This is a genomic window from Acidimicrobiia bacterium (assembly GCA_040881685.1).
GTDB lineage: Bacteria > Actinomycetota > Acidimicrobiia > IMCC26256 > PALSA-555 > SHVJ01.
On the sequence record JBBECS010000002.1, the window covers coordinates 118,974 to 137,019 of the forward strand.

Genomic DNA, 18,046 nt, shown 5'->3' on the forward strand with positions numbered 1-18,046 from the left:
TCCTCGTGTTCATGTGCCCTTCAGGCCGGCGAGCAGCACGGGCACGACGGACAACAGAGCGAACGCCGGCAGGACGAGGAAGACGAGAGGGAAGAGCAGCCGCACGGGAACAGTTCGCGCACGCGCCTCGGCTCGCCGGCGGAGCGACGAGCGCTCCTCGACGGCGAGTCGACTGAGCGCGTCGCCCACTGGCGCGCCGTAGCGCTCGGACGCCAGCAACGCGTCGACGAGCGTGCGCAGTGGTGCGTGCTCGGAGCCCATGCGCTCGAGCGCGTCCGCGAAGCCGACTCCCAGGGAACAGTCGCGCCGCACCTCCTCGAGTCGGGCTGCGAGCGGTGCCGGTGCCCACTGCGACGCCACCTCGACCGAGAGGTACGGAGTGCAACCCGCACCCACGCCCACGGCGAGCAGGTCGATCACCACCGGCAGCTCACGAGCCATCTCGGCTTCGCGGCGCCGACAGGCGCGTCGCTCGGTCATGCCGCTGAGGACGCGTCCCGCGGGGCCCATCCACCGCTGCACGAGATCACCACGCAATGGGCCTGCGAAGCGGACGGGGCGCGGCGCCGACTCCACGACTTCGAGACGCGAAACCACTGCGACGCGCTCTGCACCGCGCAAGAGCGGCATCGCGACCAGTGCGCCCCAGCCGAGACCGAGGATGATCGGGAGGACGCCGGTCATCCGGAATCTTCCGCACGCACGATGCGCCGCATGACGAGCACGCCCAGGATCTCGAACGTCACGCCGAGGGCGAGGCAGAAGCGTCCGGCTCCGGTGTTGACGAGCACGCCGAGCGACGCAGGATCAGCGATGGCCGAGAACCCGAGGTACGCGATCGGCGCGGCGCCCACGACGATGGCCGAAACCCGCGCTTGTGCCGACAGCGCACGCGCCTCGGCCACAGCACTCAAGCGGTCGCGCAACGAGCCCGCGAGACCTTCGATGGCTCCTGCCGAAGGACCACCGACGGACGACGCGACTGCGAGCGCGCCGCACGTAGCACGCACTGCAGCGATGCGGCGCTCTGCGGACCACGCCGAGAGCGCGCCGACCAGTCCGGGACCGAGGGTCGAGCGCGCGCGGACCCGCGCGAGGTCAGACGCCAGCGGTCCGCCGCCGTCGGCGACCGCGCCCATTGCCTCACCGACGGTTGCACCGCCGCGGAGTCCGGCTGCGATCTGCTCGAGCGCTCCTGGCAACCCTGCGATGAGCCGCCGCCGGGCACGATCACGAGCGAAGTGCAACGCGGTCGGGCCTCCGATCAGCGCGGCGAGCGCACTCAGGAGACCGAGGGTCGGCGCGAGCACAGCTGAGGGGATCGCGACCGCGACGACCGTTGCGATCCACAGCTCGAACGCCGCCTCCGGCTCGAGCCCGATCGCGGCGTCTTCGAGCGCGCGTGCGAGCCACGCTCGAGCTCGGCGTTGAAGTCGCCACCGGCGCGCTTCACCCAGGCGACGCGCCTGCTCACCGGCATCGGCGCGACGGGCCGCGCGCATGAGGAACGTCGCCGAGAGCGCCCCGGTGGTCGCCGCCACCAGGGTCAGCACGCGAACCATTCCACGTCGGGGGTGCGGGCGTCGGGACGGCGAGGCGCGCGAGTCGGCGCGGAGACCGGCCGAAGCCGACCCTCCCGCCACGAGAACAGCGAGCGAACGCCCGGGCCATCGACCGCGGTGACGAGCTCGGCGATCTGTTCCACCCGCCGGGTCCCGCCGGGGCGACGAGCAACGAAGACAATACCGTCGAGCGCGGCCCCGAGCTGGGCTCGGACCGCGAAGAGAGGCAAGCCCGTTTCTGCGAGCAGGACGAGCGTCTCGAGGCGGGTCAGCGCGTCGGCCGCGCTGTTGGCGTGCACCGTTGAGAGCGAGCCGTCGTGTCCGGTGTTGAGGGCTTGGAGCATGTCGAATGCCTCGCCGCCGCGCACCTCTCCGACCACCACCCGATCGGGCCGCATGCGCAAGGCCGCGCGCACGAGGGCGCGCACCGGGATGGCACCCACCCCCTCGGCGTTCGCCGGGCGGGCCTCGAGGCGAACGACATGCGGCTGCAGGAGCCGCAGCTCCGCGGTCTCCTCGATCGTCACGACGCGCTCGTCGTGAGGAACGGCACTCGAGAGCGCGTTCAGCAGCGTCGTCTTCCCGGCGCTCGTGCCGCCGGCGACGACGAGGTTCCACCCGACCTCGACGCTCCAGCGCAAGAACGCGCTGGCGTGCCGATCGAGCCCGAATGCGTCCAGCGGGACCGACCGCGTGCCGAAGCGGCGAATCGTCACGCAGGGCCCGTCGATCGCAAGCGGGGGAAGCACGGCGTGGAGGCGCGAGCCGTCGGGAAGGCGCGCGTCGACCATCGGCGACGACCGGTCGAGTCGGAGCCCCAATGGCGCGACCACGCGCTCGACGAGGCGCACGATCCCCGCCGCGTCGAGGTCGAGGTCGATCCGCTCGAGACGACCCGCCCGTTCGACGTAGGCGCGCCCCGGACCATTCACCATGACCTCGGTGACGTCGGGTGCAGCCAGCAGCGGCTCGAGCGGCCCGAGCCCCGCGACTTCGTCGGTGAGCTCCGACAGGAGTCGCTCGAATCGCGGCAAGGGAAGAAGCGGATCCTCGTCGCGCAACAGCTCAGCCAGCCGCTCGCGAACGACGCGCTGGGCGTCGGGCTGCGCCAGCTCGCCGAGGCCTGGGGCGCGGAGCAGGCGCTCGTGGACCCGCTGCTTCAGGTCGGCGCTCACGCGGCTTCGCCCCGTTGCTCCGTGCACAGCCCGACGCGTGCCAACAGGCGGGCCGTCGGCCGGGCGAGCGCATCCGGTAGGCGCGCGGCGAGCACGCCGGCGTCGACCGCGCGAGCGATCGGCGATCGGACCGGCACACGGGCGAGCACCGGGCGGTCGACGACATCGCGCACCTCGGAGGGACCGAGGGATCTTCCGGCTTCCTCCACGAGCACGATGCCAGCGGCGCGCTCGAGGAGAGGAGAGTGCACCGCTCGGCGCAGCGCGAGATAGCAGCCGCGAAGCACGACCACGGACACGTCGGCCACTTCCACCAGCGCACGAGCGGCCGGTGCGCTCGCGGCGCCCGCGTCGACGATGGTCGGCACCGGGCCATCACGAAGCGCGACCGCCAACGCAGCTCCAGACTCGGCCGCGGGGAGCGGCGCGAGCGAACGATCGGTGCTGCCACGCGGGATGAGTGAGACTCCGGGCGCGACGGTGACGGCGAGGCGCTCGAGCGCGTCGGCCGGTGCCTCGGGACCCGTGGCGAGCCAGTCGACGATCCCAGTCTCGGGGTCGGAGGCCAAGCCGAAGATGGCGGGCTGGTCGCCGGCGACGTCGGCGAGCCGAGCTCCTTCTGCGTCGCGAGCAAGCACCAGGGCACAGGCAGCGGCGATCACCGACGTGCCGGAGCCGCCCTTGGGGGACCAGAGCGCGAAGAGCACGGGGCCTCACCCTCCTCGGATCGACCAGCCGCAGACGCGACCGGGATGCACGAGGAAGGCGCGGGAAGAGCGGGGCGACCGTACGGCCGGCGATCGGAGGTGTCAAGAGGTGCGCGTAGCCTGGCGCGCATGGCGACGGCCGCGTTCTTCGACCTCGACAAGACGATCATCGCCAAGAGCTCGGTGCTCGCGTTCGGCCGACCGTTCTATCGAGAGGGCCTGCTGTCGAAGCGGGCCATCGTGCGCAGCGCGTATGCGCAGGTGATCTTCATGCTCGTCGGTGCCGACGAGGGGAAGATGGAGAAGCTGCGCGTCGCCATGCTCGACATGATCCAGGGTTGGAACCGCGACCACGTCGCCAACATCGTGCGCGAGACGCTCGAAGAGGTCGTGACCCCGATCATCTTCGCCGAGGCGCTTGACCTGATCGCCGAGCACCAAGCCGAAGGACGCAAGGTCGTGATCGTGTCGTCAGCACCCGAAGAGGTAGTCGCGCCGCTGGGCGAGTACCTCGGTGTCGACGAGGTGATCGCCACCCGGGCCGAGGTCGGTGTCGACGGCTTATACACGGGTGAGCTGTCGTACTACGGCTACGGACCGCACAAGGCCGAAGCGATCCATGCGCTCGCGGCACGCGAGGGGATCGACCTGGCCGCCTCGTACGCATACAGCGACTCGGTGACCGACGAGCCGATGTTGCGCGCGGTCGGGAACCCCGTGGTGGTGAACCCCGACCGCGAGCTCGCGCGCATCGCACGAGATGAGGAGTGGCCGATCCTCAACTTCACACGTCCCGTGCGGTTGCGCGACCGCATGCCAGTACCCCCGGCTCCCGCGCTCGCCGTCACGGGCGCCGTTGCCGCGGCCGGCGCCGGCGTCGTGGTGTGGTGGCTCCTGCGCCGGAAGGAGCGGACCGCCGCGTGACGGTCCTGCTCGCGCATCTGCCCACCCCACTCGAGCCGATGGATCGGCTCAGCGACGCACTCGGTGGGCCACGGCTCCTCGTGAAGCGCGACGACTGCACCGGGCTCGCGCTCGGCGGCAACAAGGCCCGCAAGCTCCAGCACCTCTGCGCCGAGGCGCTCGCCGCCGGTTGCGACATGCTCGTCACCGGCGGGGGCGCGCAGAGCAATCACGTTCGCATGACGGCAGCCGCCGCGAACCGCCTTGCCCTCGAGTGCCACGTCGCGTTGTCGACCGACCCGCCCACCGATCCCGAACGGGGCCCCGGTGGAAACCTCCTGCTCGACAACGTGCTCGGCGCGCACCTGCACTTCGTCGGGCCGTGCGACTACTACGCACTCGAAAGCGCGATCGAGGCGCTCGCGGCCGAGCTGACGCGCGCCGGTCACCGACCGTTCGCGATGCCCGTCGGTGGTGCGTCGGTGACCGGAGTCGCCGCATACGCCGACGCCACCGTCGAGCTGCGCGTGCAGCTCGACGGCACTGCCGTCAGCTGGGCAGTGGTGGCGGACGGATCGGGCGGTACGCACGCCGGTCTGCTCGCGGGATTCGGTCACGACGTGCAGGTGCTCGGGGTCGATGTCGGCACACGTCCCGATCTCGACGAGGTCGTTCCGCGGCTCGCCGCCAAAGCCGCGAGCCGAACCGGTCGCGGCGTACCGCCCGAGAACGCGGTCATCGATCACGACCGCTTCGGCGCGGGATACGGCGAGCCCACCGATGGCGCGCTCGAAGCGATCCGGCTCGCGGCCCGGCTCGAAGGACTCGTGCTCGATCCGGTCTACACCGGCAAGGCGATGGCCGGACTGATCGCGGCGGTGCGCGAAGGACGCGTCACGTCACAGGACACCGTGGTGTTCTGGCACACGGGTGGCGCGCCGGCGTTGTTCGCCACCCGCTACGCCGGCATGTTCAGCGCGTGAGAGCCAGGGCGCGCCACGGGCCCGCACTCGGCGGGCCCGGACGGTAGTACGCACTGGAGTGTCAGGCTTCGCGGAACTTTCGAGCCACCGCGACACCGATCACAACCAGGACGAGCAGGAACAGCAGCTTCTTCATGACACTCCCTGGAGTCGGCGAGATGTTGGCGAGAGCGTACCGTACGGCTTGTGGAGCGGCCGAGCGACCCAAGGGGCGGCGTTCGGTGCCGAGCGCCGAGCGAGCGCGACCATGACGGCGACGCCAGCTGAGGTGGCCGCACCAGGGGAGGTGCTCTTCGAAGAGCGCCTCAGTGCCACGCGCCGCGACTGGCGATGGCTGCCGATCGTCTTCGTGGTCACCTTCCTCGCCGCCAGCCCGATCCTCGGGGGCGTCGCCGCGCTCGCATGGTTGGTGAACGTGGTGCGCTTCCGGAATGCCCGGATCGTCGTAGAGCGCGACGATTTGCGGGTCGGACGTCGAGTGGTCCGGCTCTGCGCGCTCGAGCTGTCTACGCTCGGGCAGGCGGGAAACACCTGGCCGTGGCGGGCACTCAACCGTCGGTATCTCGGCGCCAACCCCTTCTGGTCCAACGACTCGGTCGGCATGCGCGGGATGGACGCGGGCAAGCGCTACTGGGTTGCGGTCGGCACCAATCGCCGCGGCGAGCTCGTGGACGTGCTGAACCAGGCCATTCCGCCGGCGCGTGCGCGCGCCGAAGAGCAAGGCACCTGGTCGCCGACGGTCCAGCGGCTGCCACCGGCCGGTTGGCACCCCGACCCTTGGGATCCGACGACGCAGCTCCGGTGGTGGGACGGCGCGCAGTGGACCGGTTGGACCGTGCCGGCCGCCGGTGCCAGACCACCGTCCGGCACGGGGCCGGCACAGCCATGATCCCGATCGCAGATCAGAACCCGGTCCGGCGCATCCCCGTCGTCACGCTGCTGCTGATCGCGGCCTGCGTGGTCTTGTACTTCACCGTCCAGCCGACGGGCGCCCCGAAGATCCAATGGAACGAGGTCGTCGAGCGCCTCGACGAGGAGGATCTCCGGTTCGTCGTCGACAACGCGGCCATCCCGTGCGAGCTGGTGAAGGGCCGCCCGCTCACAGAGCAGGAGTTTCACAGTGGCACGTGCAGTGACGAGGGTGGTCGCTCGCACGCACCGGGCAAATCCGTGTTCCTCGCCATCCTGACGTCGATGTTCCTGCACGGGAGCGTGGCGCACCTGTTCGGCAACATGCTGTTCCTCTGGGTGTTCGGCAACAACGTGGAGGAACGCGCCGGTTGGTGGCGGTACCTGCTGCTGTATCTCGTGGGTGGCGCGGTCGCCACTGCGGCGCACGTCGCTGTCAGCCCCAACTCGACGATTCCGATCATCGGGGCATCGGGCGCGATCGCTGCGGTTGTTGGCGCGTACTTCGTGCTGTGGCCTTCGGCGCGCATCAAGACAGTGATCGTGATCCTGCCCGTGTTCCTCCGGAAGGTCATGGCGCTCTGGCTGCTCGTCGCGTGGCTCGGCCAGAACTTCCTCCTCGTCGGCGGTAACTCGGGCGTGGCATGGGCCGCGCACGTGGGTGGGTTCGCGTTCGGCGCGCTCGTCGGGCTGTGGTGGCGCGCGCAGGACCGACGGCGTGAAGCGGCGCCCTCGTTCCCGGTCGCGCCCGCGCCCGCGTAACGACGACCGTGCGAGACTCGCCACGGAGGTGAATGGGGCCTGGTGGCCTCCCTCGTCTTCAAAACGAGTGGGGCGGGTGATCCCTGCCTGGTGGGTTCGATTCCTGCCACCTCCGCCAAGTTTCCCCGAGCAAGTGACGCTCAGGGTCAAATACGGAACCTCTGCGTCACTTGCTCGGAATGGGGATGGAGGGCGCTACCAGTCGGCGGCGACCACTCCCGCGGCGACGAGCGTCGCCACTGCGTCACCCGCGCTCCGGCGCCACAGCTCGAAGCCGCTCTCACTCGGGACGAGCAGCAACACCTGCTGCCCGGTCGGATCGGAGCCGACGATGGTCACGCCCCGTGTCGGCAGCTCGGCGAGCGGACGCACGATCGAGTTCCCGGCGAGGTCGTACTCGACGAGGCTCGAACCACCTACCGCTTCGTAGACCGCAGCCCACCGTCCCGTCGTGCCGAGCGGTGCGAAGTTGGTCGGACCCTGTTCGGCACCTTGCTCGCCCAGTGCGCGGAACGTCGGGCCGCTCAATTCGCCGGTCGTCGCGGTGTCGACGTACCAGAACTCGGTGGTGGGCTCACGGTTGACGCGCACCATGACGTGCCGGTTGTCGGCGTCCCAGCCGACGGCTCCGACGAGTTCCGCGCCGGGGCCGCCATCGTTCGGCTGCGCGAGCGTGAACGACCGCTCCGCATCCGTCTCGAGGTCCCGCACCATGAGCGGGCCCGGTCCACACACCCCACTTCGGTACGCGAGCTTCGTGCCATCGGAGTTGAGCGACATGAACGAGCCCATCGCCAGGTGCTCGAAGGCGAGCGTCTCCTCGTCGATGCGCACGCGACCGATCTCGCCGGAAGTGCCACAACGATCGGTGCCGCCCTGCTCGTAATACAGGGTCCGGCCATCCGGCGCGAGCTCGAGGCGGTGGTAGTCGAGCGAGGCGGTGCCGATCACGCGTACGACCGATCCATCGGCGTTGATCACCTCGAGGCGTCGGTCCGTGCGCGCGACCACCAGCGACGCCGGCGCGGTAACGGTCAGGGGTGCGGTCGTCGTCGTGACCGGATCGGGCGGCGGCTCGATCGATCGTGGCAGCCAGGCGGCCTCGCGAACGTCGTCGGTGATCGTCGTTGGCTCCGTGTCGCCGGGGTGCCAACGCTGGAGCAGACTGCCGCCGAAGTGCATGAGCACGTCACCTGACGAATTCGCCGAGATGTGCAGCACACCACCTTGGCGAGTTTCGAAGATGGTCTCGACGGGCTCGAGCAAAAGGTCGTCGCCGGTCGGTGGATCGTTCTGGGCAGGCCCAGGGACGCTTTCGAACACCACGAGCTTGTGGAGCTGCGCGCCGTCCGGTGGCGCGCTGTCCTCGAGCGCCACGAGCACGCGCCCGTCGGGAAGGTACGTCGCGCCGTCGGCAGGCGTCGGCAGGTTGAGGAACCTCGTGTCCCCCGGGGATCCGACGGGCACGACTGACACACTCGACCACCACTCGTTCGCGCAGCAGCCGGCCACAATCCAGCGCGCGCTGTCTGGCGACCAAGCGACCGGCGAGAGCGTGGCGCAGCCCTCGCACGCCTCACTCGCGACCCAGACCGTCTCCTCGCCCGTCTCCAGGTTGCGGGAGATGACTTCCGTGCGTCGTCCACAAGGGTCCGCGGCCGGCGATCGCACGTACTCGAGCGTGCGCCCGTCCGGACTCACGAGCGGATTCGTGCCCGTCGCGACGACCTCGACGTCACCACCCGCGCTCGGCACCTTCGCGACCTCGATGCGGTCGCACGGCAGCGCGGCGCGGCGACGGCTGAAGTACACCGTCTCGCCGTCGGGTGTCGCGGAGATGCCACCGAACGTGATGCCGACGTCCTCGGTGAGTGTGCGGATCACGCGGCCGTCGTCGGCCGAGAGCACAACCAATCGGTCGCCGCCGTTGTTCGGACCTTGGACCGCAACGATTTGATCGCCCGTCACCGAGGGGGTGGCAATCGTGTGCTCGTCACTCTTGAGCACGCCCGTCGCGACGACGATCACGGCGACCATCCCAACTGCGGTGACCGCCGCGGCGACTCGCTGCGTCATCTGTCGGCGGCGACGAATGCTGTTGGCGCGGGCGCGCACGCGACCCCAGGCATCGGTCGGCGCACCGCCAGCCCCGGCGTCGTCGCGGAGCGCGCCCCGCAGCAGGTCGTCGTGGTCGTTGGTGCTCATGCGTGTTCCTCTTTTTCGAGTACGAGTCCGAGCGCGGCGAGCGCGCGATGGAGGTGCTGCTTCACGGAGCCCTCGCTGATACCGAGCGTGGTTGCCGCCTCGATGGTCGAGCAGTCGAGGTAGTAACGGAGCACAACGCACTCACGCTGACGGCGCGGCAGCGCGCGGACGGCACTGGCGACGGTTCGCACTCGCTCGCGCGCGACGGCGGCGCTCTCCGCCGACGCGATGTCCGGCACGGGTGTCAGGCGCGTTCTTCGCACGGTGCGCCGGCGCCGAAGGCCGCCTCGAGCGAGGTTCACAACCGCGCGGCGAACGTACGGCAGCGGATCGTCTTGGTCGCGCAGGCGCGGCCACGACGCGTACGCCCGGGCGAACGCTTCCTGCACGACCTCTTCTGCGTGGCCCCGGTCGTCAACGAGCAGCCGGGCCAGCCCCACGAGCGGCTCGTACTGCGCCCGGAACAGCCCGCCCAGCACGGCGTCGGCGTTTCCGGGCCTCATGGTCTCGCCCGCGCCCCCCGAATGCTCGGTCCCCACCTCGACCATGATCACGCCTGTACAGACGCGTGGGCAGCGTTTTGGTTGACCAAGGACGGGACCGTGGTCACGTGGCGAGTGCGGGTCCGTCAGCCCGGAACACCAGGGCGAGCACCACGTCGGCATCGACCGAGGTGACGCGTCGGTCGTCCGCCAACGCCTCGGCCCCCCACCACTCGACGACGGTCATCCCGACCGTACAGACGCACTCGGCGACGCGAACGTTGACCGACGGGGTGAGCTGCCACCGCCAGCCCGTGGTCAGCCGGGCTTTGGCAATGCGGCACGGAGGTCGGCCAGGCGTTGCACCGGGATGGGCCGCCGTTCCAGGAGCTCGTCGAAGCGGGCCTTGGCGTGGTCGTAGAGCCGCCGGTCGAGCGCGTTGTGCTCTTCGATCACGGCTCGGGTTGCCGGGGCGACGGCCTCGATCGCCGGCCGCGGGCTGGTCACGTTGACTGTGGTGTACACGGGCAGATCCCAGCCGAACGTGCGCGCAAGATGAAGAAGTGACTCGTCGAACCGCTCCTGGACGCCGAACACGACGTGACGATCCAAGCGTTCCATCGCCCGCTCGAGCTCTCGCTCACCCGGCTCCACCGCGCGGAGGGACACGTCACCACCGATGAGGCCGGTCTGGGCGTCGTTCACGAGGTGACGAAGCGGCGAGCCGGTCACGTGCTGCTCGAGTGAGGGATGCGCCGGGTCGATGTCGTGGAGGGACACGAGTGACGGCTGCGTCAACGCGTAGGAGAAGTGCGACACAATCCGATCGACCGGATCCCGCAGCAAGGTTGCGTACACCGATCGCCCGGGCAGGTGCTCAGCGACGCCGTAGGGCAGGTGGCCGACGACCGCGCGAACGGCGCGGCGCCGACGAGCGGGCCAACCGAGGAGCTCCTCGACCGGGATACCGAACTCCCCGCCGTACACGCGCGCGATCCGCTCGACCCCGTACTCGCGCTCGATCACCCCGACCAGCGTCGTGCCCGCGGTCTTGGGCACATGGAGGAACACGAGACGAGGCCTCGCCATGCGAGCCCACCGTGAACGTGCGGTCAGACGGCGAGCAGGTCGCGGGCGCCGGTGTCCGCGGACGGGTGACGCAGCTTGCTCATCGCTCGGGCCTCGATCTGGCGGATGCGCTCGCGCGTGAGGTTGAAGTACTCGCCAACCTCTTCGAGCGTGCGCGGCTCACCGCGGTCGAGCCCGAAGCGCAGCGCCAGGATCTGACGCTCGCGCTCGTCGAGCGGTGCGAGGAGCTTCTCGATCTCGTCGGGCAGCAGCGCGGTGGCAGCAACCTCGAACGGCGACTCGGCCGAGCGATCCTCGACGATGTCGCCGAGCTCGGCGTCGCCGTCTTCGCGCAACGGCTCCGACAGCGAGAGCGGCTCGGCCGCGAAGCGCAGTGCCTCCGTGACCTTGTCCTCGGGCATCTCCACTTCGATCGCGAGCTCCGCGAGCGTGGCCGGGCGTCCGAGCTTGAGCTCGAGACGCGAACGCGCCTTCTGGAGCCGGGCCAACGTGTCGCCGGCGTGCACCGGGAGGCGGATCGTGCGGCCGGTGTTGGCGATGCCGCGGGTGATGGCCTGGCGGATCCACCACGTCGCATACGTGGAGAACTTGAAGCCCTTGCGCCAGTCGAACTTCTCGACCGCGTGCATCAGGCCGAGGTTGCCCTCCTGGATGAGGTCGAGGAGGGGGAGGCCGGAGGCCTGGTACTTCTTGGCGATCGAGACCACGAGCCGGAGGTTGGACTGCACGAAGGTGCGCTGGGCCTGCTCGCCCTCTCGGGCGATCTTGCGCAGCTCACGCTTCTTGGCCGGGGTCAGCTTCTTGATCGGTGTGCGCTCGAACTCGTCGCGCCCGGCATTCCCCCGTTCGATCTGCTGGGCGAGGCGAACCTCGTCGTCCTTGGTGAGCAATGGGTACTGCCCGATGTCAGTGAGATAGAGCCGGACGAGATCCTCCTCGTCCCGCTCGACACGCTCCTTGGCCACGGATGCCTTTCGAGGTGCTTGCGGTCTCTTCGAGCTTGTGGAAAACCGCCGGGAGGCGGTGGATGTTCCCTGGTCACGGCGGTCGGGGGGCGGCCGCCCTCCGTACCATAACGACCTCGTCAAGCGAGGCTTTCCACAGGTCCTGAAGAGGCGGTGCGCCCCTTGGGGGCCTGCCATGTTATCGGCCGATCGAGCCTGTTCCTGCATCGATTCTGCGCAGCGCCTCGAGCTCGGCGAGCTCGGCCCGCTCGTGCTCGAGCACGAGCCCGACCGCCCGGCGGGCAGGACCGTCACGCACCGGCCGCATCGCAGCGAGGTGCTGCTCGTAGCAGGCGATCGTGCCCACGAGGACGTCGAGCGCACGTTCGAGCCGGGTCGACGTCGTTGCGGCCGCCAGCATCCGGGAGACCCGTGTACGCCACTCCTTGTCCAACGGGGCTCGCTGCTCGACGTGGTGGTCGCGTGTGTCAGGGCGCAGCGGCTCGAGGAGCTGGGCGTGCCACGCGTGATGACGGGAGTGCCGCCCGAGCGCGAGCTTGATGCCCGGCTCCGGGGTCGTGGTGACCCAACGCCCGAGCACCTCGAAGAGCCGTCGCTCCAACCACGTCGCGTGACTGAGGAACCGCGCCAAGTCGTCGATGGTCAGGCCGGGGGACACCCATGGAGGGTACGCGACGGGTCAGAACGGATGCGGCTCGACGAGCTCGGGGTGAGGGACTTGCGTGCGCCCCGGGCCGAGCTCGGCGATGGTGATGCCCACCAGGATCACGCCCGCACCCGCGAGCTCCACGGCGCCGAGGCGTTCGCCGTCGACGTACCCCGCGGCGGCGGCGAAGACCGGCTCCATGAGCAGGATGAGCGCGGCGCGGCTCGCGGCGATGTGCCGTTGTCCCCACACCTGAAGCGACAGCGCCACCGACGAGCAGGCGATCCCGGTGAACGCAGCCGCGAACACGGCAACTCCGGTGAGCTCACCGACCCCCTGTGCCGCCGTGCCGGGCACGCACAGCACCAAGACCACGATCATCTGCACCGTGGTGAACGGGATCGCGTGCACACGCCGCGCGTACTCGCCTTGGAAGACGATCCAGGCCGCGAAGATGACCGCGCACAGCAGCGTCCACAGCTCACCGACGCCAAGCGCGAGATCGGCGCCCGTGAGGAGGTAGAGACCGACGGTCGCGAGCGCGATGCCGACCAGCACACCGACCGGCGGGAGCTTGCGGTGCAGCGCGCCCTCCACGAGCGGCGTGAACACCACGTACAAGCCGGTGATGAACGCCGACGTCGAGGGTGACGCGGTCTGGAGTCCGACGGTCTGGGTCACGTATCCGCCGGCGAGCAGCACACCGGCGAGCAGGCCCGCGCGGGTGAGGAGTCGTCGTTCCTCCGGCGTACCTCGCCGCGCCGTCACAACGGCAAACGGACCGAGCACGATCACGGCGATCGTGAACCGCAGCAGCAGGTATGCGAACGGCTCGATGTCGGCGAGCGCGTTGTGCACCAGCGGGAACGTGACGCCGAAGAAGAACGCCGCGAGGACGAGCGCGCCCTCGGGCGCATATCTCTTCACACTCGGTCGCTTACTGCGGGCCGGGATACCCGGCCCGCGGCCGTGCGCTCCCTGGGCGAGCTCGCTTCGCTCGCCGCTTTCCGTGCGGCCTGCGCGACTGCGCCACTAACCCGACCAGCGGTTGGTGATGGGGAGCCTGCGGTCCTTGCCGAACGCCTTGGGCGAGACGCGCACGCCGGGCGGGGCCTGGCGGCGCTTGTACTCGTTACGGTCGACGAGCCACGCCACTCGGCGCACGGTCTCGGGGTCGTGACCGTCGGCGAGCAGGTCTCCCACCGACCTGTCGTTCTCCACGTAGCCCTCGATGATCTTGTCGAGCACGTCATACGGCGGAAGCGAGTCGGAGTCGCGCTGGTCGGGCCGCAGCTCTGCGCTCGGCGGCTTGTCGAGCACGGCCTCGGGGATCACCACGCGGCTGGCGCGCTCATTGCGGTCACGAGCGAGCGCGTACACGAGCGTCTTGGGCACGTCCTTGATCACCGAGAATCCGCCGGCCATGTCGCCGTAGAGCGTGGAATAGCCGGTAGCGAGCTCGCTCTTGTTGCCGGTCGTGAGCACCATCGACCCGAGCTTGTTGGACAGCGTCATGAGGATGGTCCCGCGGATGCGCGCCTGGAGGTTCTCCTCCGCCAACCCGGGGTCGGATCCCGCAAATGGTTCGGCGAGCATGTCGAGGAACGCTTCGTGCGCGGGCTCGATCGGGATCGTGAGCGTGGGGATCCCGAGGTTGGACGCCAGCGCTTGCGCGTCGGTCACGCTGCCTTCACTCGAGAACCGCGACGGCATGAGCACGCCCGTCACGTGCTCCGGTTCGAGCGCATCGGCCGCGATTGCCGCGACGATTGACGAGTCGATGCCACCTGACAGACCGATGAGCACGTTATGGAACCCGTTCTTGGCCACGTAGTCACGCGTGCCGAGCACGAGGGCCTCGTAGACCTCGCGCACCGGCTCGAGCACAGTTTCCACGCGCGGCGCTGTCGCACGGTCGGAGATCTCGGCATCGCTGACCGCGACCTCCGGGAGGCGGGCGGTGCGCAAGCGACTTCGGGAACCGAGCGCGCGGCGACGAGACGAGGGCGGGACGTCCAGGTCGACCACGAGCAGGTCTTCGGCGAACTGCTTCGCCCGCGCAACGAGCTGACCACTCTCGTCGAACACCATGGACGCCCCGTCGAAGACCAGCTCGTCCTGACCGCCGACGAGGTTCACGTACACGAGCGGGACCGATGCATCGGCCGCCCTCGTCGCCAGCATCGATGCTCGCTCGCGCACACGCCCGGCGTAGTACGGCGATGCATTGATGTTCACCACGACCTCTGCACCGGCCGCGGCTTGCGTGAGGATCGGCCCCGACGGGCTCCACGCGTCCTCGCAGATCGTCACGGCCACCCGCACGCCGCCGACGACGAACAGCGGCCCGTCTGCCGCCCACGGCTCGAAGTACCGCTCCTCGTCGAACACCGCGTAGTTCGGAAGGAGGTGCTTGCGATACACGCCGAGCACGCTGCCGCCCGCGCACACCGCGGCCGCGTTGTACAGCCGGTCACCGTCTTGTTCGGGGAAGCCAACCACGGCGGCAGCGCGTCCGGTGCGAGCAGCGACCTTCTCGAGCGCTTCGACCGACTGCGCCACGAATGCCGGGCGCAGCAGGAGATCCTCCGGCGGGTAGCCGCTGACGGCCAGCTCGGGGAACGCGACGAGGTCGCAACCCTCTTGCTCGGCCCGCTCGTGCGTCTCGAGCACCCGCGCCACGTTCCCCTCGAGGTCACCGACGACGAGGTTCAGCTGCGCGGCGGCAACACGCAGTCGGGGCACACCCCAAGGATACGGGGCGCGACACTGGACCACCTTGAAGATCGCCGCGGTCCTCGACACTCCGGCGGTTCGTCGCGCGTTCGAGCGGTCGGCGGACGCGTTGAGAGCGAGGGCGGCGCTCGAACGGATCATAGAAGCGCATCCAGCGATTGCCGACGGGCTCGTTGAGAGCACGGTCCTCCGTGACGGCCTGATCGCGATCGGATGTGCATCGCGCTCGTTGACCGCCGCGATCGTCAACGACGAGACGCTGCTCGATCCGCTGCGCGACGACGAGTCGATGCGGGTGGAGCACGACGTTGCCGCGTTCGCGGCGTCGGTCACCGGCGTGCCCGAAGACTCGGATCCCAACCGCCGGCTCAGGCGCTGGAAGCGCCGCGAGTACCTGCGCATCGCGGTGCGCGACCTGCTCGGACTGGCAGACATGCCCGCGGTCGGTCGCGAGCTCGCGGCTTTGGCCGGGGTGTGCCTAGGCGTTGCACTCGAGATCGCCACACCCTCGCAGCCATTCGCCGTGATCGGCATGGGCAAGCTCGGCGGCAGCGAGCTCAACTACGCCAGCGACGTGGACGTGCTCTTCGTGCACGACGGGGATGCGTCCGAAGCCGACCGTGTGGCGCGCGCAATGCTCGCGGCGATGACGACGCCGACGCCCGACGGCATCGTGTTCCGCACCGACGCCGACCTCAGGCCCGAAGGTCGAGCGGGCGCGCTGTCCCGAAACCTCGAGGGCTACAAGACGTGGTACGAGCGTTGGGCGCGACCTTGGGAGTTCCAAGCACTGATCAAGGCGCGCCCGGTTGCGGGCGACGCGGACCTGGGTGACCGGATGCTCGAAATGGTCCAGCCGTTCGTGTGGCCGGAGATCCTCGATCCCGACGCGATCCGTGAAGCCCGATCGATGAAGGCGCGCGCCGAGGCCGAACTCCGACGAAAGGGTCTGGGCGAACGCGAGCTCAAGCGCGGCCCGGGCGGCATCCGCGACATCGAGTTCGCCGTGCAGCTCCTCCAGCGCGTTCATGGCCGACACGACACGTCGATTCGGTCGGCAACCACCCTCGACGCGCTCGCGCAGCTCGCGAACGCTGGATATGTAGAGAGTGCGGACTCGCGACGACTGAGCGATGCGTATCGATTCCTCCGGACCGTCGAGCACCGGCTCCAACTGTGGGACGAGCAGCAGACGCACACCCTGCCCGTCGACCAGACCAGCCGAGCGCGACTCGCACGAGTGCTCGGCTATCGCGACACGCCGCGTACGACCGCACTCGAGCTGTTCGAGATCGAGCACACGGAACAGCAGACCGCCGTGCGTTCGATCCACGAGCGGCTGTTCTTCGCGCCGATCCTCGACGCACTCGCCGGCGCGGGGTCGCTTCCACCGGAGGCAGTGGAGGAACGACTGGCCGCGTTCGGGTTCGCCGATGCCGACCATACCCGCGCGGCCCTCAGCGAGCTCACGCGCGGGCTCACGCGCCGGTCGCGGGTGATGCAGCAGCTCTTGCCGGTGGTGCTCGACTGGCTCTCCGACACCCCGGATCCGGATCTCGGCTTGCTCCAGCTGCGCCGCCTGGCCGAAGGCACGACCCGCGCGACCGCGCTCGCAGCGACGTTTCGCGAGAACCCTGGAGCCGCCGCCCGCGTGTGCCGAATCCTCGGCTCGAGCCGCCTGATCGGCGACGCGCTCCTGCGTCAGCCGGAAGTCGTAGAGCTGCTGGGTGACGACGACTGGTTGGGTCGATCGCACGAACCGCAGGAGCTGATCGACGCCGCGCTCGAGACACTCCGCTGGCGCGCCGACACCGACGCGCGCCGCGCCGGCCTGCGCCGCTTCAAGCGCAGGGAGCTGCTCCGGGTTGCCGCCCGCGATCTCGTGGGCCTCGCGTCCATCGCGACCACCGCACGAGAGCTGGCCGACCTGGCCGACGCGTGCGTCGAAGCGGCAGTACGAGCGCTCGAACCCGCCGTGCCGTTCGCCGTGATCGGGATGGGTCGACTCGGAGGTCGCGAGCTGTCATATGCCTCCGACATCGATGTGGTGTTCGTGTACGACGGAACGAGCCCGGCTGACTTCGCGGCCGCGGAGGCCACCGCAACCGCATTGATGACCGAGATCGGCGCGACCACTGCCGAGGGCCAAACGTTTCGCATCGACGCCAATCTGCGTCCCGAGGGAAAGCAAGGACCGCTGGCGCGGTCACTCGACGGGTACCGCCAGTACTACGAACGGTGGGCGCTCACCTGGGAGCTCCAGTCCTTGCTGCGCGCCCGCCCGGTGGCGGGCGACCGCGATGTCGCGGCGCGGTTCCTGGAGCTGGTCGAGCCGTTCGTGTACCGCGATCCGTTCCCGCGCGACGCCGCGCGCGAGGTTCGGCGCATCAAGGCGCGCATCGAGCGAGAGCGCATCCCCCCCGGCGAGGACCCCGAGTTCCATCTCAAGCTCGGTCGCGGCGCGCTGACCGATGTCGAGTTCACCGTCCAGCTGCTCCAGCTCGAGCACGGTGCACGGCATCCCGAGGTGCGCGAACCCGCGACCATGGAAGCGCTGCTCCGTCTCCGTGATGCCGGCGTGCTCGACGCCGAGAGCGCGACGGTTCTCGGCGACGCGTATCGGTTCTGCGAGCGCGCTCGGAACGCTCGCTACCTCGTGACCGGCCAGCCCGGCGACGCGCTCCCCACCGGCCCGCCCGCGGGCCGGATCGCGCGGCTGCTCGGCTATGGACACCGCCCCGAGACGGAGCTGCGAGAGGACTACCGGCGCGTGACCCGGCGAGCCCGCCGGGTGGTCGAACGGATCTTCTACGGCGGTGACCCCCGCTGATATTGGGGTCCATGTGGGCCGCTGTGACCCTTGTGGCGGGTGGGGTCACCCTCCTAAGGTGAGGGCCCGCCTCGACCGAAGCCCCTCACACG

General features: G+C 69.8%; 17 protein-coding genes and 1 tRNA gene. 6 read left to right on the top strand and 12 right to left on the bottom strand.

Annotation, left to right across the window (positions count from 1 at the left end; all coding sequences use genetic code 11):
• Window positions 1–9: 9 nt before the first annotated feature.
• The 4 genes from WEE69_00840 to WEE69_00855 are packed head-to-tail and all read right to left on the bottom strand — an operon-like array spanning window position 10 to window position 3,444.
• Window positions 10–684 carry a type II secretion system F family protein gene (locus WEE69_00840; GenBank protein MEX1143842.1) on the bottom strand — a complete coding sequence of 225 codons (675 nt, stop codon included), beginning with the start codon at window positions 682–684 and terminating at the stop codon, window positions 10–12.
• On the bottom strand, window positions 681–1,553 hold the full coding sequence (locus tag WEE69_00845; GenBank protein MEX1143843.1) for a type II secretion system F family protein: 873 nt from the start codon (window positions 1,551–1,553) through the stop codon (window positions 681–683). Before WEE69_00845 ends, WEE69_00840 begins: the two co-directional genes overlap by 4 nt.
• A complete protein-coding gene (locus WEE69_00850) occupies window positions 1,547–2,737 on the bottom strand; it encodes a CpaF family protein (GenBank protein MEX1143844.1) in 1,191 nt (396 codons plus the stop codon). Before WEE69_00850 ends, WEE69_00845 begins: the two co-directional genes overlap by 7 nt.
• Window positions 2,734–3,444 (bottom strand): hypothetical protein, encoded by a 711-nt coding sequence (locus tag WEE69_00855; protein ID MEX1143845.1) that lies wholly within the window; start codon window positions 3,442–3,444, stop codon window positions 2,734–2,736. Before WEE69_00855 ends, WEE69_00850 begins: the two co-directional genes overlap by 4 nt.
• A gap of 129 nt (window positions 3,445–3,573) precedes the next feature.
• On the opposite strand from WEE69_00855, the gene WEE69_00860 reads away from it, so the two are divergent.
• The 5 genes from WEE69_00860 (at window position 3,574) to WEE69_00880 (ending at window position 7,119) form a co-directional block, all read left to right on the top strand.
• A complete protein-coding gene (locus WEE69_00860; GenBank protein ID MEX1143846.1) occupies window positions 3,574–4,368 on the top strand; it encodes an HAD family hydrolase in 795 nt (264 codons plus the stop codon).
• Entirely contained in the window at window positions 4,365–5,330 is a 966-nt protein-coding gene (locus tag WEE69_00865; protein MEX1143847.1) for a D-cysteine desulfhydrase family protein, read from the top strand. Before WEE69_00860 ends, WEE69_00865 begins: the two co-directional genes overlap by 4 nt.
• Window positions 5,331–5,577: 247 nt before the next feature.
• Window positions 5,578–6,219 (top strand): DUF2510 domain-containing protein, encoded by a 642-nt coding sequence (locus tag WEE69_00870; protein MEX1143848.1) that lies wholly within the window; start codon window positions 5,578–5,580, stop codon window positions 6,217–6,219.
• Window positions 6,216–7,001: a rhomboid family intramembrane serine protease gene (locus tag WEE69_00875; protein ID MEX1143849.1), complete on the top strand. Its 786-nt coding sequence runs from the start codon at window positions 6,216–6,218 to the stop codon at window positions 6,999–7,001. Before WEE69_00870 ends, WEE69_00875 begins: the two co-directional genes overlap by 4 nt.
• A gap of 24 nt (window positions 7,002–7,025) precedes the next feature.
• Window positions 7,026–7,119, top strand: a tRNA-Sec gene (locus tag WEE69_00880).
• A gap of 77 nt (window positions 7,120–7,196) precedes the next feature.
• On the opposite strand, the gene WEE69_00885 is transcribed toward WEE69_00880, so the two are convergent.
• From WEE69_00885 to WEE69_00920, 8 genes are all read right to left on the bottom strand, one after another.
• Complete coding sequence (locus tag WEE69_00885; protein ID MEX1143850.1) at window positions 7,197–9,206, bottom strand: hypothetical protein; 2,010 nt, start codon at window positions 9,204–9,206, stop codon at window positions 7,197–7,199.
• Window positions 9,203–9,709, bottom strand: coding sequence for a SigE family RNA polymerase sigma factor (locus WEE69_00890; protein MEX1143851.1), 507 nt, complete (start codon window positions 9,707–9,709; stop codon window positions 9,203–9,205). Before WEE69_00890 ends, WEE69_00885 begins: the two co-directional genes overlap by 4 nt.
• Window positions 9,710–9,812: 103 nt before the next feature.
• Window positions 9,813–9,935 carry a hypothetical protein gene (locus WEE69_00895; GenBank protein MEX1143852.1) on the bottom strand — a complete coding sequence of 41 codons (123 nt, stop codon included), beginning with the start codon at window positions 9,933–9,935 and terminating at the stop codon, window positions 9,813–9,815.
• 71 nt (window positions 9,936–10,006) lie between these two features.
• A complete protein-coding gene (locus WEE69_00900) occupies window positions 10,007–10,777 on the bottom strand; it encodes a sulfotransferase family 2 domain-containing protein (protein MEX1143853.1) in 771 nt (256 codons plus the stop codon).
• Window positions 10,778–10,800: 23 nt separating this feature from the next.
• Window positions 10,801–11,742, bottom strand: coding sequence for a sigma-70 family RNA polymerase sigma factor (locus WEE69_00905; protein MEX1143854.1), 942 nt, complete (start codon window positions 11,740–11,742; stop codon window positions 10,801–10,803).
• Between the two features lie 178 nt (window positions 11,743–11,920).
• Complete coding sequence (locus WEE69_00910) at window positions 11,921–12,400, bottom strand: hypothetical protein (GenBank protein ID MEX1143855.1); 480 nt, start codon at window positions 12,398–12,400, stop codon at window positions 11,921–11,923.
• A gap of 21 nt (window positions 12,401–12,421) precedes the next feature.
• Window positions 12,422–13,315 carry a DMT family transporter gene (locus tag WEE69_00915; protein ID MEX1143856.1) on the bottom strand — a complete coding sequence of 298 codons (894 nt, stop codon included), beginning with the start codon at window positions 13,313–13,315 and terminating at the stop codon, window positions 12,422–12,424.
• A 105-nt stretch (window positions 13,316–13,420) separates the two neighbouring features.
• On the bottom strand, window positions 13,421–15,133 hold the full coding sequence (locus tag WEE69_00920; protein MEX1143857.1) for an NAD+ synthase: 1,713 nt from the start codon (window positions 15,131–15,133) through the stop codon (window positions 13,421–13,423).
• 34 nt (window positions 15,134–15,167) lie between these two features.
• Here WEE69_00920 and WEE69_00925 point away from each other — a divergent pair, with 34 nt between their 5' ends.
• A complete protein-coding gene (locus WEE69_00925; GenBank protein ID MEX1143858.1) occupies window positions 15,168–17,954 on the top strand; it encodes a bifunctional [glutamine synthetase] adenylyltransferase/[glutamine synthetase]-adenylyl-L-tyrosine phosphorylase in 2,787 nt (928 codons plus the stop codon).
• The last annotated feature ends 92 nt before the right edge of the window (window positions 17,955–18,046 follow it).